Origin of the sequence: Paenibacillus silvestris, assembly GCF_009882985.1 — a bacterium.
GTDB classification, from domain to species: domain Bacteria; phylum Bacillota; class Bacilli; order Paenibacillales; family NBRC-103111; genus Paenibacillus_E; species Paenibacillus_E silvestris.
In genome coordinates, this window is sequence record NZ_WTUZ01000010.1 from 200,696 (window position 1) to 227,452 (window position 26,757).

General features: G+C 44.5%; 19 protein-coding genes. 10 read left to right on the top strand and 9 right to left on the bottom strand.

The genetic code is table 11. The features are described from left to right. Window positions 1-22 precede the first annotated feature (22 nt). From GQF01_RS04340 to GQF01_RS04360, 5 genes are all read left to right on the top strand, one after another. Complete coding sequence (locus tag GQF01_RS04340) at window positions 23-2,254, top strand: helix-turn-helix domain-containing protein (protein WP_161405641.1); 2,232 nt, start codon at window positions 23-25, stop codon at window positions 2,252-2,254. A gap of 258 nt (window positions 2,255-2,512) precedes the next feature. Continuing rightward, window positions 2,513-3,454: an ABC transporter permease gene (locus tag GQF01_RS04345; RefSeq protein ID WP_161406426.1), complete on the top strand. Its 942-nt coding sequence runs from the start codon at window positions 2,513-2,515 to the stop codon at window positions 3,452-3,454. Window positions 3,455-3,472: 18 nt separating this feature from the next. Continuing rightward, window positions 3,473-4,348, top strand: a complete 876-nt coding sequence (locus GQF01_RS04350) for a carbohydrate ABC transporter permease (RefSeq protein ID WP_161405642.1) — start codon at window positions 3,473-3,475, stop codon at window positions 4,346-4,348. 40 nt (window positions 4,349-4,388) lie between these two features. Continuing rightward, complete coding sequence (locus GQF01_RS04355) at window positions 4,389-6,062, top strand: extracellular solute-binding protein (protein WP_161405643.1); 1,674 nt, start codon at window positions 4,389-4,391, stop codon at window positions 6,060-6,062. Between the two features lie 118 nt (window positions 6,063-6,180). Continuing rightward, window positions 6,181-11,238 (top strand): OmpL47-type beta-barrel domain-containing protein, encoded by a 5,058-nt coding sequence (locus GQF01_RS04360; RefSeq protein WP_161405644.1) that lies wholly within the window; start codon window positions 6,181-6,183, stop codon window positions 11,236-11,238. A gap of 347 nt (window positions 11,239-11,585) precedes the next feature. Here the strand turns inward: GQF01_RS04360 and GQF01_RS04365 are convergent, their stop codons facing one another. The 3 genes from GQF01_RS04365 to GQF01_RS04375 form a co-directional block, all read right to left on the bottom strand. Continuing rightward, on the bottom strand, window positions 11,586-12,617 hold the full coding sequence (locus tag GQF01_RS04365) for an NADH:flavin oxidoreductase/NADH oxidase (protein ID WP_161405645.1): 1,032 nt from the start codon (window positions 12,615-12,617) through the stop codon (window positions 11,586-11,588). A gap of 27 nt (window positions 12,618-12,644) precedes the next feature. After that, the gene (locus tag GQF01_RS04370) at window positions 12,645-13,457 is read right to left on the bottom strand and encodes an alpha/beta hydrolase (RefSeq protein WP_161405646.1); all 813 of its coding nucleotides are present in this window, start codon (window positions 13,455-13,457) and stop codon (window positions 12,645-12,647) included. Window positions 13,458-13,656: 199 nt separating this feature from the next. Further along, entirely contained in the window at window positions 13,657-14,313 is a 657-nt protein-coding gene (locus GQF01_RS04375; RefSeq protein WP_161405647.1) for an HAD family hydrolase, read from the bottom strand. Between the two features lie 156 nt (window positions 14,314-14,469). Here GQF01_RS04375 and GQF01_RS04380 point away from each other — a divergent pair, with 156 nt between their 5' ends. The 4 genes from GQF01_RS04380 to GQF01_RS04395 all read left to right on the top strand — a co-directional run bounded on the left by GQF01_RS04380 (window position 14,470) and on the right by GQF01_RS04395 (window position 18,729). After that, window positions 14,470-15,786, top strand: coding sequence for a spore germination protein (locus GQF01_RS04380; RefSeq protein ID WP_161405648.1), 1,317 nt, complete (start codon window positions 14,470-14,472; stop codon window positions 15,784-15,786). A gap of 21 nt (window positions 15,787-15,807) precedes the next feature. Then, window positions 15,808-16,908, top strand: coding sequence for a GerAB/ArcD/ProY family transporter (locus GQF01_RS04385; RefSeq protein WP_161405649.1), 1,101 nt, complete (start codon window positions 15,808-15,810; stop codon window positions 16,906-16,908). Then, entirely contained in the window at window positions 16,898-17,965 is a 1,068-nt protein-coding gene (locus tag GQF01_RS04390; RefSeq protein ID WP_161405650.1) for a Ger(x)C family spore germination protein, read from the top strand. The genes GQF01_RS04385 and GQF01_RS04390 overlap by 11 nt, the downstream gene beginning before the upstream one ends. Before the next feature lie 224 nt (window positions 17,966-18,189). Continuing rightward, window positions 18,190-18,729 carry a cupin domain-containing protein gene (locus GQF01_RS04395; RefSeq protein ID WP_161405651.1) on the top strand — a complete coding sequence of 180 codons (540 nt, stop codon included), beginning with the start codon at window positions 18,190-18,192 and terminating at the stop codon, window positions 18,727-18,729. Between the two features lie 6 nt (window positions 18,730-18,735). On the opposite strand, the gene GQF01_RS04400 is transcribed toward GQF01_RS04395, so the two are convergent. Further along, window positions 18,736-20,088, bottom strand: a complete 1,353-nt coding sequence (locus GQF01_RS04400; protein ID WP_161405652.1) for a hypothetical protein — start codon at window positions 20,086-20,088, stop codon at window positions 18,736-18,738. Between the two features lie 217 nt (window positions 20,089-20,305). On the opposite strand from GQF01_RS04400, the gene GQF01_RS04405 reads away from it, so the two are divergent. Continuing rightward, window positions 20,306-21,556, top strand: coding sequence for an esterase-like activity of phytase family protein (locus GQF01_RS04405; protein ID WP_161405653.1), 1,251 nt, complete (start codon window positions 20,306-20,308; stop codon window positions 21,554-21,556). A gap of 92 nt (window positions 21,557-21,648) precedes the next feature. On the opposite strand, the gene GQF01_RS04410 is transcribed toward GQF01_RS04405, so the two are convergent. From GQF01_RS04410 to GQF01_RS04430, 5 genes are all read right to left on the bottom strand, one after another. After that, window positions 21,649-22,122, bottom strand: coding sequence for a DinB family protein (locus tag GQF01_RS04410; protein WP_161405654.1), 474 nt, complete (start codon window positions 22,120-22,122; stop codon window positions 21,649-21,651). A gap of 173 nt (window positions 22,123-22,295) precedes the next feature. Continuing rightward, window positions 22,296-23,408, bottom strand: a complete 1,113-nt coding sequence (locus GQF01_RS04415) for a GerAB/ArcD/ProY family transporter (RefSeq protein ID WP_161405655.1) — start codon at window positions 23,406-23,408, stop codon at window positions 22,296-22,298. 19 nt (window positions 23,409-23,427) lie between these two features. After that, window positions 23,428-24,513 (bottom strand): Ger(x)C family spore germination protein, encoded by a 1,086-nt coding sequence (locus GQF01_RS04420; protein ID WP_161405656.1) that lies wholly within the window; start codon window positions 24,511-24,513, stop codon window positions 23,428-23,430. Further along, on the bottom strand, window positions 24,506-26,026 hold the full coding sequence (locus tag GQF01_RS04425; protein ID WP_161406427.1) for a spore germination protein: 1,521 nt from the start codon (window positions 26,024-26,026) through the stop codon (window positions 24,506-24,508). Before GQF01_RS04425 ends, GQF01_RS04420 begins: the two co-directional genes overlap by 8 nt. A gap of 101 nt (window positions 26,027-26,127) precedes the next feature. Next, entirely contained in the window at window positions 26,128-26,742 is a 615-nt protein-coding gene (locus tag GQF01_RS04430; protein ID WP_202556077.1) for an isochorismatase family cysteine hydrolase, read from the bottom strand. Window positions 26,743-26,757: the final 15 nt, after the last annotated feature.

A 26,757-nucleotide genomic window follows, 5' to 3' on the forward strand; every position in this document is an offset into this window, starting at 1 on the left:
TTATTTTAGAGGAGCGTTTTTTATGACAAAACCATGGTTTTATCGGCTTCTATTCTCTTATTTGCCTGTCTTTTTTATGATTACTTCCGTCCTCATTGTGCTCATTATTCTTTCCATCAGCCAATTGTCCAAAAGAGAAGCTGAAAATGCAAATAAAACCTATGCTTTACATATCATGCAGTCGGTGGACTATACCTTGAAGACGATTGACGAAAATGTCATTAAGGAGTTGCAGACAAATGAGCGGATTGACCAGTTCTTTGACAACAAATTAGAGGGAAACCCCTATTACTCTGCCTATGAGATCACAGAATTAATTCGGGGGATGATGAACTACAACAAGTTCATTGACTCCGTTTATTTTTACCGAGCTTCGGATCAAATGGTCATTAGCCCCAACACGATGATATCAGCAGATCGTTTCGGCGATAGAGCTTTTATAGATGAGATGATGAAGAGCCCTTCTCAATACCAACTGACAAATCAGCGGCTCTTCAAAGAATTTACAGAGATGGATGGACATAAGGTCGTCATTTCTTTAGTGCGAAAGTTTCCACTTTTATCCGGGCAAAAAGGCATCATCGTCGTCAATATCAGTATGGATTCGATTGTTGGAATGATCCGTGATATGACCAATTCAAAGATCAGCTTCATCCAAGTCTATGATCCCGCAGGCAATCAGCTGTTGGCTTCCGGAAATACGCATGCAGCTACAGGATCTAAACAAAGAGGGTCTGAACTGGCCCGTATTCACTCCGGCTATACGAACTGGGAATACCGCAGTGGTCTCAACGATGAGTATTTGTACACGTTCACCTCTGTCTTCTCTTATGTATGGATCGGTTTGGGACTAGTTATGGTTGTTCTTGGCGGTGTCTGGATGACTTATGTGACACATCGCAATTACCGGCCGATTAAGCTGCTTATGTCGCGTATCCACTCCTTTTCCGACCTACAGTCGATGAGTTTCGAGGGAAAGAAAAAGGATGAATTCCATTATATTGATCGTGCCATTAGCAATCTCATGGAATTATCCAGCCGCTATGAGAAGCAGCATGAGGAAGATATCGTGTTCAGGCAGAGGCACTTTTTCAAAGAATGGCTGGAAGGCAGCCGCACGGTCAATTATGAAGACTGGAAGATCGAGATGAATCGGCTGCACTTGCCTTCTGGCTTCAGTCAGCTAGCCGCTGCAGTCATTGAGATGGATAAATACATGGAACTATGCCGGATGTTCTCTCAGAAGGATCAAGAATTGCTGAAATTTGTACTAAGCCGAGTCGTATATGAAACAGCGGAATCGCTTGGCCTCACCGTATGGGCGGAGTGGATGGCTACTCATAGGCTTAGTGTTGTGATATTTGCCGATGAGAATGTTAAAAGCAGTGAGAAGCACGCAGCCAATCTGTGCGAAAATATTCGCTCCTGGGTCGAGCAGCATCTGCATTTCCGCATTACGCTCGGTGTCGGACCCGTGGTTGGACAAGTCCAAGAGCTGGTGCATTCCTATGAGGCTGCGATCCATGTACTTCGGTTTAAATCAACCTTAGGGACGAATAAAGTTCTGTACCACTGGGAAGCCGAAGCTTCCGAAGAGAAGGAAATGTATAAGCACTTGCCGCTGATCAAATCACTGGCTCAGTCGTTTCGCTTGGGGGACAAGGGTTGGAAGCCAGCTTTGGAACAAATTTTCACCGAATTAAAAGTTGGTCTATTCTCCACCGAAGAGATCCGAAATCTCATGAATTACTTCGCTTATTATTTACACCGAGAAATGATGGAGCTATCTTCTGAACTGCAAGAATCCTTGCAAATTGCTTTGCCCAAGCTGAACGACGCTACTCAGCAGTTCGATACGATTGAAGAATTATATGCGGATTATTTTCACTTATTGGAAGAAGTCTCTCAGCAGATGGCTGTTATTCGTGAAGTCAGAACCACGCATGCCATCATGAGCCTAATTCGTTCCTATGTGGAGACGCATTATGCAGATCCTGAGTTGTCGCTTACCTCGCTAAGTGAACAATTTCAGCTTCATGCCTCGCAGATCAGCCGTGCATTCAAGGAGGAATTCGGGGAAAAATTCGTCGATTATCTCGTTAAAATCCGAATGGAACAAGCGCAACAGTTGCTCCAAAGCAGTCGATATTCCGTTCAGGACATCGGAGTTAAAGTTGGATACACGAATGCCATCTCGTTTATTCGCGCTTTCAAGAAATATACGGGGGTTACTCCTGGCGATTATCGCAAGTAATCCGAACAATGCCGTTCATCAAGAAAAGTATATTGTTAATTGTTGTTTATTCATCTCTGCAGGAATTCGCTTAAGCCTTGTACAGCAAGGGTTTCAAAAGAGTTTATGCCCTAATTCATGTATATTGAGATTGGTTATCCTTCTGAGGTACATTGATTCCATCGACGGCAAAGGAGCTACGAGATGGTTCAATCTATCCACGAAAGGAGGTGCCACTGAGTGCCGCAAACACCACTAGACAGTACGCAATCAGCCCCCATGATGACGACTCGAAGATATACTCGCCATACGGCCAAGTTGCTGCAGCCCCGTCGACGTTTCAAACAAAACCTGCCTTTATTGATGATGTTTGTGCCGGTCATTGCTTACTTCATTATTTTCCGATACTTTCCAATATTAGGTAACGTCATTGCCTTCAAGAACTACAACCTGATGGAAGGCATCTGGGGAAGCCCTTGGGTTGGCCTCAAACATTTCAAGGCACTTTTCACCCAACCTCAGACCCTGACCATCATCCGTAACACGGTTACTTTGAGCTTATTAAGTATCGTTGCTGGCTTCCCTTTCCCAATCATTATTGCCATTCTTTTGAATGAAGTTCGTGCTATGCGCTTCAAAAGGATTGTTCAGACGCTGATCTATGTGCCTCACTTCTTCTCATGGGTAATTGTCGGAGGCATTGTCGTTACGATATTTTCCCAGCAATCCGGTATCATTAACAAACTCTTAGAGCTATGGACAGGACACACCACTGCCTTCTTGTATCAGGAACACAGCTGGATAGCGATCTTCCTCGGCTCTGGAATCTGGAAAGAAGCTGGCTGGGGAGCGATCATCTATCTGGCAGCTCTGACCTCGATCGACACACATCTATACGAAGCTGCTAGTATCGACGGAGCGTCCAAATGGAAGCAGATCTGGCATGTCACGCTGCCTGGTATTCGCAGCACGATTATTCTCATGCTGATTCTGAGTATGGGAAATGTCATGGAAGTCGGATTTGACCACGTATACACACTTCAAAATGCAGCTGTTTCAGATGTCTCAAGTGTCATCAGCACCTATATCTTTATCGTAGGTGTCCAGGGAGGACAGTTCAGTTTGACTACGGCAGTTGGGTTATTTGAATCTCTGGTCGGCTTCTTCTTCGTCGTCCTTGCGAATCAACTTGCCCGTAAATTCGATCAAGGACTGTGGTAAGAAAGGAGCCTCCCCCTCATGAAATCAACGTGGGACGAGAAAATCTTTTATACAATCAACTATATGTTCCTAGGACTTGCAGCGTTAAGCTGCGTCCTTCCTTTGCTGCACATCATTTCTCTATCTCTGAGCAGTTATCAAGCGATTGTATCCGGGCATGTAACTCTCTGGCCGCAAGGCTGGACCATAGAAGCATATAAGGCCTTATATAGTGGCACAAACATGGTTAAAGCTTTCAGCAATAGTATCGTTATAACCGTTGTAGGTGTTGTGCTCAGCATGTGGTTTACCATCATGGCAGCTTATCCGTTAGCCAAGAAATACTTCTACGCACGTCGTTTTTTTACACTGGCGATCGTATTTACCATGCTGTTCGGGACGCCACTCATTCCTCTTTTTCTCATTGTAAAAAGTCTCGGCTTATTGGACACTTACGGCGCCATATGGATGCCAGGGCTGATCAGCGCTTTTAATATGCTTGTACTGCGCACCTTCTTCATGAATGTGCCTGAAGAGCTTGAAGAGGCAGCTCGCATGGATGGTTGCGGCGAATGGCGACTTCTTACTCGGATTATTCTCCCACTATCTCTCCCAGTCTTGGCCACATTGACTTTATTTTATGGCGTCGGATATTGGAACTCCTTTCTGCATGTACTCATGTTTATCAATGACAGCACTCGGATGAACTTGGCGGTTATGATTCAACAAATGGTCGCCAGTCAATCCATTCTTCAAGAACTTAATTCCGTGAGACCGGATGATTTGCAGCAAATGACACCAGAATCCATCAAATCGGCCGGTGTGATCGTACTCATAGTGCCTATGTTAATCGTCTACCCTTTCTTACAGAAGTACTTTGTAAAAGGGGTTATGATCGGCGCAATTAAAGGATAAGACGGAAGACATGAATACGAATATCTAAGGGGGTATTTCCATGTTTAAGGTACTTAAGGGCCATCGAAAGGCCATCCTGTCCACACTCGTCTGCGCTGCCGTTTTGGCCGGCTGCTCCACACCCAAAGTCGAGGATCCAGGGACGAAAACCAGTCCAGATGCAAGCCCGGCAGCCGAAGCTGCCAAAAGAGGAGCGATTAACGTTTCCGTGTATGATCGGGGTAATATTCCTCCAGAGGAAGGCAATTGGGATAAAAACCGCTGGGTCGATTGGATCAACAAGAATGGTCCCGTCGATGTGAAATATACACCCGTGCCTCGCTGGGAATCGTTCCCGAAATTTAATGCCTTGTTTGCCTCAGGAAGTGCGCCGGATTTGATTCTCGAGTATGATGCCAATTACAGGAACAGCTGGTACTCACAGAAATTGTTGATGCCGATTGATGAAATGGTTGACAAATACAGCACGACCTACAAACAAATTCTGGAGAAGTACCCCCTGCTGCGTAAGATTGGCACTAAGGAAGACGGTAAATTATATGAAATTGGACGTTTAAATGTCGTTGCACCGCATCATCGGCTTCTAATCCGTGAGGATTGGCTCCAGAAGCTGAACCTGCAAGTACCTACAACGACAGAGGAATTGTACAATGTGGCCAATGCTTTCGTGAATCAAGATCCCGATGGCAACGGTAAAAAGGATACGTTCGGTATCAACCTGAGCGGTGTCGGCTTCTCCGTGATCAGCCATATCTTCGGTCGTTCGATCGATTGGGCCGAACAAAACGGGACATTTGTTCATGATTGGGAGCGCCTTCAGGCATCTGTCGAATTCCAGAAGCGCCTGTTTGACAACGGTTTAGTCGATAAGGATTTTCTCACGGATAAAAACGGACAAAAAGGCATCCAGGATTTCATGAATGGCAAATTAGGGATTTTCGCGATCGATAGTGCCTGGTTTACGATCTCGAACTATGAAACATTGAAGAAAAACAATCCTACGGCTAAGGTCATTCCAATGGCTTTGCCAAAAAGCCAATTCGGTCAATTCAGCCCGATTATCAGCACACCTGTGCAAATGGTCGGTGTCGTTAACGCCAAAGCCAAAGATCCGAAAGCCATTATGCAGTATATTGACTGGATGGTAGATCCCGAGCATGCCAGCTTACTGAAGAACGGCATCGAAGGTACGCATTCACAGAAAGGTTCGAATGGCTGTTTGCAGCCTATCGACACGGAGAAGAATAAGAAAGAGCTTTATACCGACGATTTGAACATGATGAGATCCGATTTGTTGCTTGGCAAATGCGCGGAAGTGTATCTGGTGAACCTTCGCCCTGAAGTACCTGCGCAGAAAGAACTGCTCGATATCAACCTCAAATCCAAAGAAATCTATATCAACAAAGAGCGTCCTGTTCCTTCGCTGGGTAATGACTTCTTACCAGTCTTGCCTGATGACCTCCAAGCGATTGTGAAAAGCACAAGCAAGTCCAACAATATCGACAAAGGCGACATTTGGTTGAAAGCTTTGGTAGGTGGCACAAGCTATACGGCACAACAAGCCATCAAGGATGCTAAGGATGTATGGGACAAAGCTGGCGGCAAGCAAGTCGATGATTATTATGCCAAATGGTATGAAAGCAACAAAACCAAAATATTTAGTATTGATGATTTGTACAAATTCGCAGAGCAGTCCCAGAATGAGTTGAAATAATACGAAGGAGGAGCGGTGCTCTTAGAGCTAGCTGTGTCGGAGCACCGCCTACACATGACGTGGACCCCGGATAGGATTAGGGAATCCTATTGATAATCTCGTTCATTTGGAGGTAATTATGAGATCCCTACACAAGTCAAAACTCCTTGTTTCAATCCTTCTGTCGGCAATCATTGTCTCACTGCTCCCCATCTTCCCCGCTAACCGCGCTTTGGCTGCGGGAACAGGCATTACCCAGGACTATTGGAATAATATTCCTGGCGGGAAAGTAGAACAGATCCCTTTAAAGGCTCCTCCTACGGGTTCGAGGGTACTCACAAGCTTTGAGACCCCTAACAATACGGGGGATCTCTATGGTTCTCGCGTTTATGGTTTTCTGTCGCCACCCGTTAGCGGTGGTTACACCTTCTGGATTGCTGCAGATGACAGCTCCGAATTATGGCTTAGTCCAGATGGCGATCCTGCGCACAAGGAGAAAATAGCGTGGAACACGGTCTTCGCCAAGCCTAGGGAGTGGAACAAGTCTCCCACTCAGAAATCTGTGGTCATTCCGCTATCAAGTGGCAAAAGATATTATATCGAGGCGCTGCACAAGGAGAACACCTCCAATGACAACTTGGCTGTCTCCTGGCAAGGTCCGGGAATTGCCCAGCAAGTAATAACCGGGGCCTACTTGACACCTTATGTGCTGCCTGATGCACCAACGAATCCCGTGCAGGATGACACAGCCAATACATTCGGATGGACGCCTGTTCCCGGTTATGCGGATTTGGCAGCCTATGAATACAGCACGGATCGCGGATACACTTGGCAAACCGTAACCGTAAACCCGCTTCAGCTGGATAATCTCAATTACACCACGGGACAAATTCAGGTTCGGTTGAAAGAAACGTCTGCACAGCCGGTTGGCAAGACCCTGTTTTCAACTTCTTTTTACACGTTAACTAAAGCTGTGGAACCCGCACCTGTGTATACGACGCTTTGGAGGATTGGACTTGATGATCAGCTTTCAACTGAATTTAGCGATTATCACACGACTCCTCTTGAGGCCTTCACCCTCCCTTCTGACTGGGCTACTCGCACAGATTGGAGTTCCTTATCCAAAGGCTTAAAGCTTAGCCGTAATGGTACGATGTCTATCACTTACGACCTCGCCGCGATTCCGGATTATGGCGTACAATTCAGCTTCAGGAGCCTCGATGCCTATGTTTCCGTTCCGCAGTTAGCTGTATTTTCCAATGATACGATGGCTGGATTAATCCAGATTGTTGGCCTTAACGGCGGAAATACGACCCGCAAATTCAAAGAAACTTACGAGCTGTATATTCCTAAGGAAATGCTGAAGGTTGGACCTAATGAGCTGAAACTCTCACTCGATCGAGGTTTGTATGCAGGAACTGAAGGCGATGAATTTCATTGGTTCGAGTGGGATTATGCCAAACTTGAAGCGCTGGGAGCTCCCGCAACCGAACCCATTCACGGGCGATATATCCATCTGGGAACGGCGCTAGTCTCGCATGTTTTGAAAGACCGCGATTTGCAAACGATGGAAGTAACCAAGTGGCTGGGCCTTGCCTACAGCGGCAACGTCATTCGTTCCAGTCAATTCTCGCGTGAATGGCTATTGGCCTTGCGCGATTTGAATTTAGCCCCTGTGCTGCTGCCATTCGGTACCTACATCAAGGACCCTGAGCTCTCGTCTGGCGTTGTCCCAGAGAAAGTGAAAGAGTACTACAACAACCTCATTGCTGAAAATGGGGATTTATTTGAATACCTGGAGCTTGATAATGAACCTGGTGTGTTCAACAATGCCTTTGCCGCCGATTTGGCGCTCGCCAAATATGTTAGTGAGCAAAAACCATTGTTAAACCCTTGGTTGAAAGCGGTTTCTCCTGGCTGGGCCTATTGGCCTTCCAAAGGCATTCCTGATGGCTGGGAGCGTGATCCTGCCTACCGGAAACAGATTGAAGATTATACCGATATGACGAATGGTCACAGCTATACCTTAAGCGGGATATCTAGTGGTGAAGGCGGCGCGCTTGTAGAGACACTCAAAACCTTTCCTGAGTATCAGGGTGACGGATTGGCTAGGCCGATGATGATGACTGAAACGGGAGCGAATGATTTTCATACCGACAATAATCGTTATGACACCTTCACCCACCGCTTCGCCTCCATCTTCGATCGGGAAACGCGCAGTACGATTGGCTATCTGGACTATATTATGCAGCATGCCGCTTACTTCCGAGAGTACAGCTTGCTCAAAGAAGACATCGTGATGAATTCAGCGGACGATGCTGAAGCCTGGTTGAATGCCAGCGATCCCGACGAAACGCGTTTGAAGGTTTTCCGCCGTTTAGCGCTTGCCTATAGTACGCATGGGAAACCACTCCCTTATGTGTATACCAATCAGAATGAGCTTGCCGGGAAAAAAGCTTATTTCCGTGCGGTGGATACATCGAGCCTTGGTGTGAGCAGTACCGGTGCCAAATCCAATAAAATCCTGCTCAACTTCGTTAATTTCGAAACGACTCCAGTCACGATGAACGTCAATGTTACCCTGCCTGCTAACATTCAATATGCGGCAGAACGCTTTGGCGCAGGTAACACGTATGCGGCTGCACGCAGTTTTTCCATTGTTGACGCCGCTTCGGGTGCGCAGTTATCGGAGACGATCCAGCCTGGTGAAGCCGTTCAATACATTCTGACACCGTACGAGACTTCCGTACCGAGCACACCAACGCTGCAAGCACGTGCCGTTTCATACAAAAATATCAAGCTGACATGGCAGCCTTCTACGGATAATGCTGAGGTAGCCGGTTATAAACTGTACGATAACGGCTTACTCCTTGCGAAGCTTCCTAGAGCAGTAACACGCTTTTCACATCAAGATGTCAGTCCAGAAAGTGCACACTCCTATACGTTGATCGCTTACGATGATTCGGGTAACGAATCGTTGCCAAGCGTCCCTTTAGCCATATCTTCCTTATCTTTGCCTGCCTCCCCTTTTACCACTACGTCGACTGGAGCTTTGCATGTTGAAGCGGAACAAACGGAGCTGGAGGGTGTGACCCATCATGGCACATTCGTTGGGATGTATTATACACAAGGGCGAATGAATATGCTAAAACCTCCTGTCAAAGCAAATACCAATTATATTCTTAAACTCAAATATAGTTCAGCAGCGAATAAAAAGGTCAATCTCGTAGTTAACAATCAGGTGATTCGATCTATTGATTTGCCTGGAACAGAGCCTAATGTTTATACAACAATCGAATACAATGTCATGATGCCTGCTGACGTAAGCAATCTTGTGCTGTCCATCGTCAAGAGCAGCGATAACGTATTCGGCTACTTCGATTGGTTCGAGCTGAAAGAAGGTCTCTTGGATGAAACACCTCAAACCCTTTGGACCAATGTCGTTCATTCCAGCACAAATACCTATTATTCCGCTGCAACCTTCGCTCCCGGTGCAAATGGTGCGGATCTTCATGAAACGACAACACCTGGTGATTATGCCGCTATAGGTTTCAAAGGTACAGGAATTCGTTGGTACTCCGATATTGAGTCAACTTTAGGGTTGGCAGACGTTTATATCGATGATGTCCTGCAAGCAACTGTTGATTTGAAAACGGCAAACACACAAGGTGCGAAGAAGCTCGTTTTCGAAAAAACGGGCCTGCCTTTGGCCAACCATATCATCAAAATTGTCGCTAAAAACGGGCGTATTATCCATCAATCGTTTGAATTTTTGAGTTTGGAACGCCAGCCCTTAACACCTGGCCCTGATCTTATCGTAACCGACCTTGGAACGGATCCCGCCAATCCTTATGCCGGCCAAACAGGCGTCCGCTTCTATGTCACAGTGAAAAATGTCGGTCTTCTCCCCACACCTGCCGGCCTAATAACTGGAGCTGTTTTCGGACTAAATGGCGGTTCGTTCGGCTATACGGATACCTATAATCAATCGATCCCAGTCGGTGGCAGTGCTACGTTGTATACGAATGCAGGCGGTGAAAATGGATACTGGGAAGTGCCTAACGGAGACGCCACGTACCAACTAAGCGTCAATATCAACGATATCGGGCGTTTCACGGAGATGGATCGTACGAACAACACCAAGGAGTTTACGTTCCAGGTGACTAAGCGGGAGGTCTCCCCTCCTGTGACAACAGCAACTGCGGACGGAACGACGGGCACAGGAACATTCAACAGGCACAATGTGCAAGTTGCGTTCACAGCCACACATCCGACTGTTGGCGTCGGAATTAAGCGGACAGAGTACCGCATCCTAGGTGGAACTGAAACCTGGCAGGCTGTCACAGATCAGCCGGTCATCTTCGCAGAGGATGGCATATATCAAATCCAGTACCGCTCAATTGATGCGATGAATAACGAGGAATTGCCGAAAGATTTGATTATTGGCATCGACAAAACCGCTCCAATAACCACACACACCTCCTTAGAGGGGTGGCAGCGTACACCACAAACCGTCACATTAGCGGCTTATGACGCTCTGAGTGGTGTTCAGATGACCTACTACACGTTAAATGGAGGGGCTCCCCTTTCTGGAACGTCGGTTACAGTAAACACTTACGGTGAGAACACGATTCAGTATTACAGCATTGATGGGGCTGGTAATCAAGAAAGTAGTCACTCTGCGGTAGTACGCTTTGATCCGCAAGCTCCTGCAATTAATTTGACCGGCCCTTTAACTGTTTTTTGGACAGATCCGATTGTATTGAATGCTGGGATTACAGATACTTTAAGTGGAGTGGCCTCATCTAAGGTTAAACTGGATGGCACTGTTGCCGGCCCTAATATGAACCTCCCGCCGCTTAGCATGTGGCCAGGTCAGCACACAATTGAAGTAACAGCAACGGACAACGCAGGCAACACGATTGTACGTACCTTTATATTGAAGGTCATCATGGATCTTGATCATTTGGATGATCTGCTCCGATTATTATGGAATATGGGTTATTTCCAAAACCAAAACATCTATAACGGCTTGCAGAACGTGGTTGCTTTGCTTCAGAAAGTGCTAGGTCCAAGTCTGCTTAAGGATCCAACGAACTTTGATGTTATGATTAAAGACAGTAAGTATGTGGATAGTGCGACTTCTAAAGTACTTCAAGATGCTTTACAATATTTGAAGCAAAAATCTGGGAAGTGAACAGTTAATAAAAAGCCTACTATCCAAAGTTACTTTTGGATGGTAGGCCTTATTTATGAAGTAGAAGGTTACCCTGAGGAGGGAACTGCAGGCCTCTATTTCGCAGAAAAATTACATTTTCCACCTGTAGGGGAACTACGGTCATCTATTTTGTCAATTTCACCAGAGAAACATGCCACCGAGTCTGAATAAGACCCTGTAGTTCTCGCTTGATGTGCAAACAGTCCGTTTTACTCCGAATAGAGGACCATAGTTCCGTTGCAATAGTTTCAGTTAAGATCCCTACATGTAATTTCCCCTCTAGATAGCTGAAAAATACCTTCAGTCCATAGGCTTCACATTTCCATTTATTTCACGCCAAAACCAATGCCATAGACGCCTGGGATTTCAGTTTCTTTACCAAGTTTCGTCGCTGCCTCCAGAGCCCAGTAGGGATTTCGCAACATACCGCGACCTACTGCCACGAGATCTGCATCCTCGTTCCCGATAACGGAATTTGCCAAAGCCGGCTCTTCCAATCGCCCAACTGCAATGACAGGGATGTCCAATGCTTTCTTAATTTCTCTTGCCATTGGCACTTGATAAGCGACATGGGTGCCTGGTCTTCCGTGTGCTAGAATAGGACCTTCTCCTCCAGAGCTAACGTGGAAAATGTCTACTCCAGCTTCCTTGTATACTTTGGAAAATGCCATGCTTTGCTCCAACCCATAACCGCCATCGACATATTCTCTAGCAGAAATGCGCATAATGAGCGGCATCTGATCAGGCATTACACTTTTGACTGCTTGGATGACTTGCTTACCAAACAACGTCAAATCTTGACCATACTCATCTGTACGTTTATTCGTATATTTAGACTGGAATTGATGAATCAAGTAGCCATGAGCTCCATGAATTTCGATCGTATCTACGCCAGCTTTAATCGCACGTTCCGCGGCCGAACGGAATTTGTCCACCATTTGCTTCGTTTCGTCTGTCGTTAAAGCGCGCGGCATCTTAGATTTGTCATCGAAAGGAATGGCAGATGGTGCTACTGGAACTTCCGCATCCTCCGCTTTACGTCCCGCATGTGCAATCTGAATGCCAACTTTGGCGCCGTATTGGTGCACAGCGTCGACGATTCGCTTTAAAGGAGCAATGTGCTCGTCAGACCATAACCCAAGGTCACTATTCGTAATACGGCCATCCGGCTCAACATCGGACATCTCGATAATAATGAGGCCTGCCCCTCCGATTGCACGACTTACATAGTGGTTATAATGCCAATCGTTTACAATCCCATCATTCGTTGTAATCGCATATTGGCACATCGGCGGCATGACCACGCGGTTTTTCAGTTCTAGATTTTTTATATGAAAAGGTGTAAATAAATGATTCATTGCTCAATCCCTCTATTCTAGTAGTTTTTATAGTTGTTCTTGAAGCCAGTTTATAATCTTATCGGCAACTTCTTCGTAGCCGCTGTCGGCAATGATCCAATGTGACCGATTGGGAAACTGGGTGAATTGTGTTGTCGCACCGGAATTTTGATTATAAAGTTCGAAATTTTTCTTCACCATAGCGGCAGGCACGATATGATCTTCTTCGCCTGCAATGATCAGCAGCGGCCCCCGATTGCCATTCTCGAAGTTGATCGTTAATGGACTATTGGCATGAAAGGAAGCAAGCGCGCTTTGAAAAAATAGTTTAGTCGTTTCAGGGACAGAATAGCTATACGCCTCTCTTTGATCCTTCAAAGGCATGTTATTGACAAAAGCATATTGAAATTGTTCAAACGTCAGGTTTACGGTGTTTTTCCATGGCTTTAATAAGATCGATGCCACCGATTTGGATGCTGTCTTGTAGGCTCCAGCGTTGATCCCTTTAGAGGCAGCTGGGTCAATTGCGATACCAGCAATACCTAAATTGCGATCCATCAGGATCTGAGTAATCAAACCGCCAAATGAATGCCCAATTAAGATTGGTTTCACAGGTAATGCCTGAATAAGGCTGGCATAATGGTCAACGATTTCAGCAAGCCCAAGTTTACCCAGTTCTTTTGCCGGGTTATTCTTAAGTTCTTCGATACTACGGTCGTGGTATGGCCAAGCAGGAGCCATAGTCTCAAAACCTTGCTTAATGAAATAGTTCCTCATCGGAGACCAGCTATCCGGTGTCATAAAGGCGCCATGAATGAAAACAATAACAGGTTTATTCGATTGATTTGTATTGAAATTCATATACAATCTCCCCTTTTCTACTGGATGTTGGTTTCTTGCGCTCGTGTTGTTTGTGCTTCTCACATTTACGATACTATCAGGGTCAGCCTCAACTAACCGTAACTTTGTCACATTCGTCCCCCATCATTCATTGCGTAGAAATGATAAAAAGCGAAGGACATCATGTCCTCCGCTCCGCTCGTTATTCACCCTAAACTGCTTAACTCAAGGTACCGTTCTCTTTTAAAAGATGAATAAATTCTGATGGTTGTTTGAAAATAGCATCCGGCTTTTCCTCATACGCTGTGCTTTGGTAGGTTGGCAGCCACTGGACTGCGTAGGTTTGAACGCCGGCAGCTATCCCCGCACGAATATCAGCGTTGCTATCACCGAGAAAGACAACTTCCTCAGGTTGTGCTCCACAGTACTCCATAGCTTCATATATCCCTTCAGGATCGGGCTTCGGTTTAGCAACATCATCTCCCGTTACGACATAATCGAAGTATTGCGATAGCTTCAAAGCTTCGGATGAAATAAGAAATGCTCTTCGACTCTTGCCGGTAATTATCCCAACCTGTAACCCATTTTCTTTCAGCAAAATGAGTAGCTCTAGAATTGAATTACTGTCATTTCTTCCTGAGTGTCCTCGTCCATACAAATCATAGTATTCATTAATAGCTTCATGAACGAATTCTTGATGGTTGAAATTCCGCGCAATAATATCATCTTCTGTTGGACCAAACATGGCAACGAGCTGTTCATTCGTTACATCTTGGCCATCGTATTTCTTGAAAACAGCTCGAAATGCATCGAATGAGGCAGGCAATGTATCCGCCAATGTGCCATCGAAATCAAATAAAATAAGACGTTTCTTCATGTAATAGCTCCTTTGGGAACATCAGTAATATCTGATAACTTCCACACGAATACCATAGTCTCCTACTGGCCGCTGAGAATCCTTGGCATATCTCCTGCAGGAGTCAACTTGAATAATTCCCAATTTATAGTAAACAATATCACTGGGAGGTTAGCTATGAGCAATTATTTAGAAGTCATCCTACAAATAACTGAATTCAATCGTGATCTGAAAATCGAACGCCTGCAGCTCGGAGCAGAAGAAGTGTGGTTCGTCTGTTATGACTCCGTTGTGAATTCGCAAGAAACTATTGAATTTATTTGGAAATCTGGCATCACGCCAGCCGTTTCCTATGACGAGATATGCACACGATTGGCTGGCAAGGCATGGAGCACTAAGAATATGAACGAGCTTCAACAAGGACGGGTCGTTCTATTGAGTGCCGATGGTGAACAAGCATTCAGCTTTCAAGGTAAGCCCGCTTCTCTTTCCCGAGCTATGGATAAGCCCGAGAACGAATCCATGCCATTTGCTCCGGCAATTGCATTCATGGAGCCATTAACTACAAATATCGGACTTATAAGAAAATCGATGAATTCGCCATACTTAATGGCTGAAGGGTTTACATTTACAGGGGCTGCTACCAAAGAGGCGACTTTAGTTTACCATTCAGAACTAGTGAATACGCAACTGCTGGATCAAGTCAAAAGTCACTTGCAAAAAGCAGCAAACAGAGATTTACAAACGGGTCAAGACTTGATGGAAATACTCGGCAGCAGTCATTTTGACTTACTTTCTCCTTTCTATAAAACAGAAATTCCGATGCAAGCAATCTCGTCAATGATGAAAGGAAGGGTGATTTTGCTAATAGATGGAGAGCCCGTAGCTTACGTGCTTCCTCTGCTATTTGGCGATTTTATTTCTATCCAATGGGATAGACAGCTTCCCCTGCTCATTATGTTTGCACTTCGATACTTACGTTTAATGAGCTTGTTAATCTCCTTGTTAACACCCGGACTTTATGTGGCTCTAGTCTCGGTGAATCCGGAAACGCTGCGAATCGAACTCGCGCTCTCAGTTGCTAGCAGCCGGATTGGCATCCCGCTCCCTACCTTTTTAGAAATGGCCTTTTTATTGATTGTTAGCGAAATCAGTATTGAATCCACACAACGGTTACCCAAAAGCATTGCAGCATCCATTACCGTTATCGGGGGCATCGTTCTTGGTACAGCCATTGTCGATGCAAAATTGGTAAGCAGCTTGGTTATCATTGTGCTGTCCGTTTCCGTTACGGCTACATTTGCTTTTCCTAATTACTTAAACACATTGAATATTCGCATTACGAGAGCTGCCATCGTTGTTCTCTCAGGCATTTTTGGTGTTTTCGGTTTGTTCGCCGGTTTTATAACCATTTGCTTTTATGTGTGCAGAATTGAACACTTTGGTATCCCATTTATGAGCTTTTTCGATTTCAAAAAATTAAAGCAAACCTAACCGTTGGAAAGGAGTGGCGCCTTGAGTTCTCGATGGATTTCAACATTGACAGTCCCCTTATTTTTCATCGGATCTCATTGCAGCATCATATTTCTGCTCTTTCCAAGAGCCGTGTTACATACCACGAAATATGGACATTGGGAACCAGCCATTATGTATATGCTTATCGAGTTAATCCTCATGGTCATTCTGCTAAAAGGTTTGAACAAAGCCGGGAATATGGATTACGCAGATCTGCTTCTTCCTCTCGGCAGATGGGTTAGTTCAGCCCTGCTTCTGCCACTTATTCTCTATATACTCCTCATCGGGATTATGGCAATTCGCGGCTTTGCTGAACTCATGATTATCGTATTCGTAGTCCGTTCACCATTAATTTCAATTTTGATATTGCTATGCTTCATCACATTACTTGGATCATCCATTGGCCCCCGAGGCATCTTAAGAGCAAGCACCTTATTGTCATTTCTGCATTTCCCTGCCCTTTTATTTGCCTTGCTTGGATGCACAGTTAATGCAAGGTTTACCAACATTTATCCACTTGTAAATACAAGCTTTGACTTTATGCAGCATTTAGAGTTCCTCGTTCCCTTATTTTCGATTTGCCCTTTTATTCTTCTAGGTATGCTGCCTCCCGTTATCAAAGTGCAGATGAAGCCTCTTCTGATTACAATGATTCCATTGACTCTACTTTATGTGGTGATCATCTATATTCCAATGCTGATATTTGGTGTTAATGCGGCAACATTAATGAATTTTCCACTGGTAACAAGTATTGACACTGTCAATCTTACGTGGTCCATATTTAACCGAATCTCATTATTCTATGCCGTTGCACTGCTTGCTTTCGTATTATTAATCACCTCTTATGCACTTTGGGCCTCATCTGTGTTAGTGCACAAAATGATGCCGGGATGGAAGGAGTCTTATATTAGGCCGATCCTTTGCTTATTGGTGTGTGTTGCATCCGCGATGATTCCAAATTGGAGTTCCTACGTGAAGATCTATACAACCGATATTTGGTTCCGTCTCTCTATCTTCTTGATTATACCCATTGCTGTCTATCTACGTGGTGGTTTCATTCAAAGAGCTTACAGAAAGAAGGTTTTCAAAAATGATGCGTAAGCTTCAGACTGGAGCTCTACTAATCACATGTGCGGTATTGTTAACCGGTTGCTGGGACATTAAGGATGTCAATCACCGGGTTCTTCCCATTGTCATGGGCATTTCCTATGGTAAAACCAATACATACAGAATTCACATACAAATTCCATCACCAGAAAAGCAAGGATTATCCTCCAAGGTTTTCTACAAAGAAGCCGACACAATAAGTAAAGCACTTACTGATATTGATACAGATATTGAAGCGGGCATCGATTTTATGCATGTGCAATTTATCGTTTTTGATCGTGATCTTGCTGAAGATGGAATTCAAGAAGCGATAGCCTTCATCGCGAGAAGCCAACAGATACCCACCAAAGCGCTCGTGGCCATCACGTCCGAAGAAATTGGAGCTTTTCTAGCCCATACAGGTCGTGTCATTCAAACGGATGGAAGCGCACTTATGAACTTTTTCAATAAAAATGCCGGATGGAGTCCTGAGATTAATTTAGCTTATGTTTGGAAAATTTATGGCGCTATGCACTCCGACACGGAAGATGTTACTATCCCCATACTGCGTTCAGGGAAATCTACCATGCTGGAGTTTTTGGGTTCCGCAGTAATGGCCAAAGGGAAGATGATAGGGGAAATCAAAAAGGAACAATCTCTGTTGATCAATTTATACGAAGAATTATTTCAAGGCTCCGTTGTTCAAGTTACGAATCGGGCGAGTGTGGCTATCGTAAAATGTAAAAACCGTATACATACCACTTGGCGTGATGAGCATCCCGTCCTTCAAATGAATATGCAGCTTTCCTTACATCTTATTGAAAATAACGGGAATTTAAACGAACAACAAATTGAGGAAGCCTTTGCCCAAGATATGAAAAGCCGGTATGAGGAGCTCTTCAGTCAGCTAAAGACGGTAGGGTCCGATGCTTTAGGTACGGGGCAGTATTTTAGAAACAAGCTGCCCTTCGATCAACTCGTGAATTGGCGGCAAGATTATTATCCGAAATTAGAAACCGATCTGACGGTTGGATGCATTATCACAAATAGCGGAGATGTGGTAGAAAACTAAATGTGCCTAGCAAATACCTAATAGAGGCTTTTTGGCCTCTATTTTTTTGTGGATCTCCATGAAATCATCTCCCCGATTATTTTAATTTTGTTAATTGATTCAGCATTCTTGACGATGGACAATTGGAAAGCTACCATGAAGCTGGGATGTTTCTTTTTCTTGGAATCGTAGCGGAAAGGCTCCCGGCGTTAGCTGACTCTGAACCATTAAATAAGGAGGCTGTCATGACAACTACGGACAGACAAATAACGAATCCCCGCAGCGGACAGAGGATGATTTTCCGTACAACCGGGAAAGAGACAAACGGTGCACTATTGGAAATTGAAAGCTTTAATCCTTCTTCCAAAGAGAAAGAACCCGAACATATTCATCCAAACCAAGTAAGTTCATTAGAAGTGATTACTGGCAAAATCCACTTCTACATAAACGGCGAGACTCGGGTTCTAGGACCGGGAGATATCTTGGAGATTCCTGCAGGAGTCCCCCATTATTTCTGGAATGAAGATGCTGCAGAAGCTCATACGATTCAAAAATTCACGCCAGCACTAGAAATTGAAGGATTTTTCCGAACCTATTTCGCTCTTGCAAGAGACGGTAAGCTTAACGCGAAAGGCACGCCTAACTTGGTCCGGATGTCTCTTCCTATGCTCAATTATCAGAACGAAATTCAGGTGGTAAATCCTCCATGGTCCGTGCAGAAAATCGTCTTTACTATCCTTTCTCCCCTAGCTAGACTCCTTGGTTATAAACAGAAATATGAGTAACAGCCATCATAAAAATTCAACTGTAAAATACTGCTTTATTTTATTGATATACCACTGTTCCTTCGTTATCCAGGAAGTTCCGGATGGCATGTAGGGAATGAAATCCCCCAACGTCTGAGAGCGGTCTTCCATCTCCGATGCGCTTCTTGCTTCAGAAGAAGACATATTGCTGTCCATATGGAAGGCAGCGACGCCATGGATGTATAGATCTTTACTGCCATTTTGCATGGAAAAAATCATGCTTGTGCTATATCCATCAACATGCGTATGCTTGGCTGGTGTATCACGGGTTGGATTGTTGCGCCCGGCATTCCAGTTATTGTGGACCATGGAAACATATTTATCGAGCGCTTCATCTGTTGCATCCTTGTGAATATAAACCTCTGGCTTTGGTTCAGCGTTGAAATCCGCCTCCAAGATTTCAATACGCCGGGAGAGGAATGCCAAATTGTCTGACAGTTCCTTCAGTGGAAATACGCTTAAATCCTCAGCTTTTACATATAGATAGGTATTTAAGAAATCTTGGAGCTGAGGAGCCAGCTCAGCAAGCATCGTGTCTTGGGCAATTCGGCTGGTCAATCTTTGTACCTCTTGAAGAATACTCTTCGAGTAGTCCAGTACGTAAAGCTCCATCTCGTCAATGGCTCCCGTATCGATCGTCAAAAGCGTTTCAGGTTTGGATAAAGAAGCCATCGAATAGTAACTGAGCAGCCGCGTTTTCATATCTCCGGGAAGAATGTGCATGTGCGATTTCAGATCTTCCAAGCGAGGCAGCATATCTTCCTTACTTGGATGATCTTCAACCGCATCATAGAAGATGTCGTTCTCACCATCGTCATTAGAGACAGATGGGTCCAGGTATAGCTTTTGCAGCACATTGCTTGCTATTTGGCTAATTTGGTCTCTGGACTGTTCGAATTTATCTTTGGCTAATTGCACGGTGAAGTCCGCTTCATCGATTTCCTGCTCCAATACCGCATTAAACGTCATAGGATTCACGCCTGCATTTGCTCTGGCCGCAAGGATTTGACTTTTCATCCCAATCAGCTCAAAAGCCTGCAATAAGTCGCTTGTCGTTGCACTCCGTTTCAAACTGTCACTGAACTGGGCTACTAGTTTGCGTTGAATAACAGGTAGCCCCATCGACGTGACAGGCGCTGCCTGCTGCCCCTGCGACATCATACGTGTTACCGCTTTGTTGCCAATCGTTCTTTGGAGCTGAAGAACAGATGAAGTATTCATCGGCATGCCAATTGTTGATGATGGTGAAGACGTTTCCGCATTTTTGGATGAATGTGATTGCTTATCTAACGACGAACTGCTCGTTCGGGTTGATTTGGTAGATGCACGGGCTTGCATTGGGGATTCGAGCCTCCTTACATGGATTACAATAGAACTGATTTCATATATCGTACCACAATTTACCACGCTAGAGCTGCACTTATTAGCATGATTGTCGTATGCCCGTTAAGCTTATGTAAATTTTCCCATATCCTATTGTCCCGCTCCGAAGCACTTCTATATAATGAGAGTGTCATCGTTATTGATGGATGAATTTGGGAGAGAAGGTGTTGACGTGAAGGTAAGAAAGCTCATATCCGCAGGTGCAGTCGCCGGTTTATTGCTGGCCTCCGTACCACTCGCTGCCGCTTCGGCCGCCACGACGGAACCTGATGGACAAGCTCCAATGGCTGAAGGCCAACAACGCAAAGGAGCTAAGCCTCACAAGCAAGATAAGCATGCTCAAAATCACACTGTCGGACAACTTTCATTTATCGGGGAGCAACGAATTGCAAACGATCTAAAGTTCGAGGAAACACTTGTAGGCGGATTATCCGGTATTGACTACAATCCAAGGACGCATCAATGGATACTTATCAGCGATGATCGCTCGGACAACGCTCCTGCTCGTTTTTACAGCGCTAAGCTGAAATACGATACCAAGAGCTTTTACGGCGTCGAATTTACGGGTATGACGCAGCTCAAGCAAGAGGATGGCACAACGTATCCAAACAAAAAAGATTTCACAGCTAACAAGCAAGGCATTGTCCCTGATCTGGAATCGATTCGCTTTGATCCTAGCGGCAAAACGATCTGGTATACGAGCGAAGGCGATCGCAGCCTTAACTTGAACCCTTTCATCCGCCAAGCAACTTTAAAAGGCAAATACTTATCTTCGATTTTGACTCCCAAAGCTTTCCAAATGGATGCGAACAGCGGTAGCAGCGTGCAGAAAGGCTTCCGCAACAATCTTGCACTGGAGGGTAGCAGCTTCTCTCCCGATGGCAAATACTACTTTACATCCATGGAAGCCGCGCTCTATCAAGACGGCGAAATTTCGACTGTTGATGCTGGCTCCTACTCCCGTATAACGAAGTACAATCGAAGCGGCGACATCATCGCGCAGTATGCTTATCCGGTTGACGCCATCCCAGCTAAGCCCGGACAAGGCAAAAGCGCCGATAACGGAGTTTCGGAAATGCTTGCGATAAATGATCACCAGTTCCTCATCTTGGAACGGTCTGGCGTGCAAGCCGCCGATGGCAATTATTCCAATTATATTCGCATTTATGAAGCGGACTCCACTCAAGCGACCAATGTGAACAATCTTGAAGCTTTACCAGCCAGCCAATTTACGCCTCTTACCAAGAAGCTTGTGCTGGATCTGAATACACTCAGCCTGCCTAAGCTTGACAATGTGGAAGGCATCGCATGGGGACCGAAGCTCCAAAATGGGCACGACAGCCTTATCCTTGTCTCTGACAACAATTTCGGCGCATCGCAAGTGACTCAGCTTCTAGCCTTCGATGTTTCACCTGCTAAATAGTGCTTAATAGAAAAAAGACCGCAATCAGCGGTCTTTTTTTCATTCAATAGCCTACTACCGTGTAATCGAGCTTGTGCCTTTCTCCCCGCGAGTTATTTTTGTTGAAGTACCTGCAGCATGGCAGCAACAACACCATTATGATTGGATAAGTGCGCGGCAGTAGTAAGAATCAATTCTCCGAAATTCTCACCTTTTTTGAAGTTTTCAGGTACAGGCTCATCCAATCTATCTTTCAATGTTTTGTACATATATTCTCGTTGTTCTTTCAGCTGTGAAATCATGTAATCCCATTCAGGATGCTCAGCCAATTGCTCATCCGTCCAGCCTTTCGCACTCGTTCCATAATGGAATAGTTCTGTATAATTCTCCGGAAGTGTCAAAGGCTGCTGCGATAGTCCAAATACATGAAACTCTGTGATCCGAAGGACATGGCCCAAATGCCAATATAGACTGGTGTTAAATCCATTAGGCGCCACTTTACGCAGATCCACCGGGCATCTTTCAAGCAGTCTTATAAAATTATCATGTTCAACATTATATAAATGAAATACAAATTCTTTTCTCATTATTAGTCTCCTTAAAGTGTAGGATTAACCTGCTTGGATTATTTTCTCCTGCTTTGAACAAGACATACATACATAAGCAGTAATGACAGTCCCCATTCTTTACTTACTAATTAATAAGTTTAGGCACTGGATCCATACTTTCTTACCAGTTGGTAAGGTGTCAATGGTGTATCCTAACTCTCCGTCTGGACACTCTGACGCTTAACTAACTTTTTGCGCAGACCCATCCATATACATAATAGTGGGATGTAACCATACAACAGGATCCACCCGGATAAATTCAATAAAGAATCCAGCTTGTCAATAATCATTGGACTTTTCATTGGAAGCATAATCATAAATACAAGACCGCTGGTTATCCATAAGGAAGGTCTAGCTCTCAAACCTACTGTTCTCACTAATATTCGTATACCTCCCCATATTCCAACGCAGCAAGCGGAAATAACAACGAAAAACCATACAAAAATATAAATGTAATCAAAACGTTCAAGAATTGGAAACCGTATGATTTTGGACAAAATAAGCGTTGGCCAGGTCGTATGCTCCAGCTCTTGAATATTAAAATAGGCTAAGCTTATACATGCTATCGTTAAGGCAATTAAAGTGGAATGAGCAATGGCGATATGTGCCCACTTCTTAGATTTTGGTTGATTTTTAATAAAAGGGTAGACGAGAAGTAGAAATTCAATGCCCAAAAATGTGCTTAATGAGTGATAGCTCGACGTGGCAAATTGATAAACATTATGATTGAATAAAGGGAGAAAGTTCGTCCAATGTGCATGCATCAGCGGGAAAGTTAATGACGGAATGATCATTGTCGGGATGATGACGCAAAGAAGAGATATCCCTGTGATGACTCGTAAACCTCCAGAAACAATATACGCGGCAAACAGTAATAACAAGACGGATAAACTCCACATCTGTGTATTAGGAAAAACCCAAACATGTACAACTTCTATGTATGATCTTAATTCATTTACAATGAATAAGAGAATATAGGCATAGAACACAAAAGTCAGGAGACTGCCGAACCATTTGCCGAATAACAGGCTGTGCAGTGACATAATATCGCCATCCGGCGAGTTCTCCAGCAAGAAAAACATCATGACAACAATCACATGCAAGCTTACTCCCACAGCCGCCAAAGAAAATAAGGAATCAGTCCCAGCCCCTTTAATGATGTGGTTTTGAAAGGTAATTAAGGTGCTGCGCATCTGGGTGCAGTGCAGTAGTATCCATAGAAGATATGGAGAAAGGGTTAAGCTAGCCTTTACATGATTTCCCACCTGATATCCCCCTGATGAATTATTCTCCAATCCCGGATTTGCTTAAATGTGTTTCTATATGAACATCGAATATCACGTTGTCATAGTCAGATGCATAGAATTTTTCCTCCGTCCAGTTTCTTTGGCGTGACCTCACCAAATCACCAATTCCGACCGGATCAACTCCCTCCTTCACAAACTTGCGCAGCAGAGCATTAAGATGACTTTCACATTGCTCATTCAGTTGCTTAGCGAACGATCTTGTATTTTCCTCCTCATCTAATGAGAACCAATCTGGATATTCAATAGCCATCCCGCTCAATTCTAAGTTAAATGTAACCTTCGTCTCATTTTGCTCAAATGATACACCCCTATCCATCTTGCCGGAAGTAGCGGTAAAAGTAGCTGGTGATTGCTTTGATTCTTTGTTTAAGACAAAGGAAATGTCTCCACGCAAGGCATCACCTTGCAGCAATTTATAATAAACCATTTCTTCAGGGCTCAAGACGAGCTTCAAGCGGTCGCCTTTGAATATGCCATAACCGGCGATTTCAATCTCTTTTTTCTGGTTTAACTTAAGGTAAGGCAGCGATATATCACGTCCTAGGCCGTAATATTCAAACAGAACTCTTGAAACATTCGTTCTAGGCATCATTTCTTGCTTCATATTTTGCTCAATTAGATGATGAGGAAACTCCAGACTATTTTTGCCTACCAAACTTTTGGATGCGGATGCCATCGTGTCATCAAAAATAGCCATGATGATGTAATAACTGATGATCGGGTCTCGGCAAATGGTTTTCAAAAATGGCGTGATGCCTTCACTAGCTACTTCCTTGCTAAAGGCTAACATTTTCAGCTTTTCCATCCGAATAGGCTGTGCGGATTGGAACGCGATTTCTTTCAGCATCATCCTTGATTGCTTCGATTTCCCTTGAAGCATTTTTATTTTCCCTTTATCCTCATAGTCCGTATATAAAGCCGATGCTTGATAGCCAGATTCATTTTTATCGAAGCCGAGTAGCGTTAAGCTGCGGATATGATTGACAACAACTTCATTCCCGCATCCCGTAAGAACAAATAGGGTCATTACTGGAAGCAATAGAAGTCGTTTCACACTACTCATTGTTAATATCCTCCTTATCTTCCCTCGGATGAAACCGTTCAACAATTTTCGGCTTTAAATGCTTGCTTCTGCTCGTCATAAATTGAAGGGAAGCACGAATGAAACTATCTGAGAAGTTACCGGTGCGAAACGGGAATAGCGGAACCAAATACGGTGTCCCTAATGATTTCAGTCGTAGCAAGTGTCCTACGAGTAAAAGAAACCCGCCAGCAATGCCCAAACCACCCCATAAAGCCGCTAGCAGGATAAAGGGAAATCGTAATAGACGGATCGTATTGGCCATTTTGAAAATCGGAGTCGTAAACGAAGCTAAGGCAGTTAATGCAACAATGATCAACAAAATATTGCTAGTCAGCGCCGCGTGAACGGTTGCCTGCCCGATTACAATCCCCCCAACGATTCCCAGCGTTTGGCCGATTTTCGATGGAAGCCTTGCTCCCGCCTCCCGCAGCAGCTCGATCGTGATTTCCAGAAAGATGGCTTCAAATACAGGTGGGAATGGCACGTGGCTGCGAGAGATGATTAGCGGCTCAAGCAGGGACTCCGGCAGCACTGCGTAATGATAAGTCAATACAGCAACATATAATGGAGTGGCGAATATAGAGAAGATTACACTGCTTATTCGAATAATTCGAAAGAAAGATCCTAGGATCCAAGGCATGTAATAGTCCTCTGGCGACATAAAGAAATCCAGAAAAGTAGAAGGTCCTGTAATCGCATAAGGAGACCCATCAGCGAAAATAGCGACTTGTCCGGATGTGATCGCATAGGCTACCCGATCAACTCTTTCCGTAGATAAAAACAATGGGAAAGGTGTGTTCGTGTGATCCGAAATGATTTGATCTAGAAACGAACTGTCGAAAACGATATCCATATCAATCGCTTTAAGCCGCTGTCGAGCCGTCTGCACGTGCTGGTCGTTCGTCACACCCTCAAGATACACGATCATCACTTTCGTTCTCGAGATGGACCCGACCGTTATTTCTTCAAACACCAATTCCGGCACAGCAATTTGCTGCCGCATAAGGTGTATATTAAGCTCTATGTTTTCCACGAAGCCAACTTTGGGTCCAACGACACTAAATTCATTTTCAGTTTCATTACTTAGGCGATGTCCAAGCTCTATATGGTTCACGTTTATCAAGAAAAACTCGTGATCGGAATCGTTTAACTGGATAACCACGTAACCCTTAATTAAATTTTTCTCCACCTCAGCCGCATCCAGAGTCACTTTCACATCTTCAAACGGAAGGATGTTTTGAATATCTACCAGTTTATGAATTTCTGCGATATTTTTTTGGATTTCCGCTACGATGTAACGGTTTATTTTTTGACAATCCACAAGTGTTTTAAAATAACTGATCTGAATGCGAACAGCAAAGTCGCCTTCAAGCGGGGAAAATTGATGAAAATCACTGGATTTACTTGCCAATTTAAAAACCTCGGCTATCGTTCGCCGGGGATCTTTATTTTGCTCAGTTGAATCCCTAACAGGTTCATTATGCCGCTTCATCGTCTGCTCCTTGCGTACACCTGTAGTATGAGTTAACACCAACCATTATGTTATGAGCCCCCCCTTTCCATACATGTCTAGCCGTGTACTTGCATCCCCTATTACAAGGACGCAAGTAGTTCTTCCGTAGTCAAAATAGCATGAGCAAACGTAGGCCCATTAATTTCATGCGCCGCATGCATGGCCTCCTTACTAAAAGCTGTCGTCGCGTCTTTTACTAAGGTAACATGATAACCAAGCTCCACACCGAAGCGTGCAGTCGCTTCAATGCAGGTGTTAGCTAACGCTCCGATAACGATAATCCTTTGAACGCCATGCATTTTAAGCTGATGATCAAGGTCCGTATTGGCAAATCCGCTGCTGGCCCAGTGCTCCTTAATAATCACATCCCCCGTTTGAGGTTGAAAGTCAGCATGAAATTCCCCGCCCCAGGAATCTTTGGCAAACACCTGTGATTTCTGCGACTTGACCTGATTCGGATTGGGATACAACCAAGTAGCGAAATCACCCGGTTCTGATCTGTGATGAGGAACAAAAAATATTCGAATACCGGCTTTTCTGGCTTCAGCGACGATCTCTTTTAAATGTCCATGGAAGTTTACGGACTCAGATACCTCTTGAGCCCGTGAGTAAAGTTTACCTCCCGGTGCGATGAAATCATTGTAAGGGTCAACCAAAAGAAGCCCCGTCATTGTTTTATCATAGTTGTTTGTCAAAATAGATACATTCCT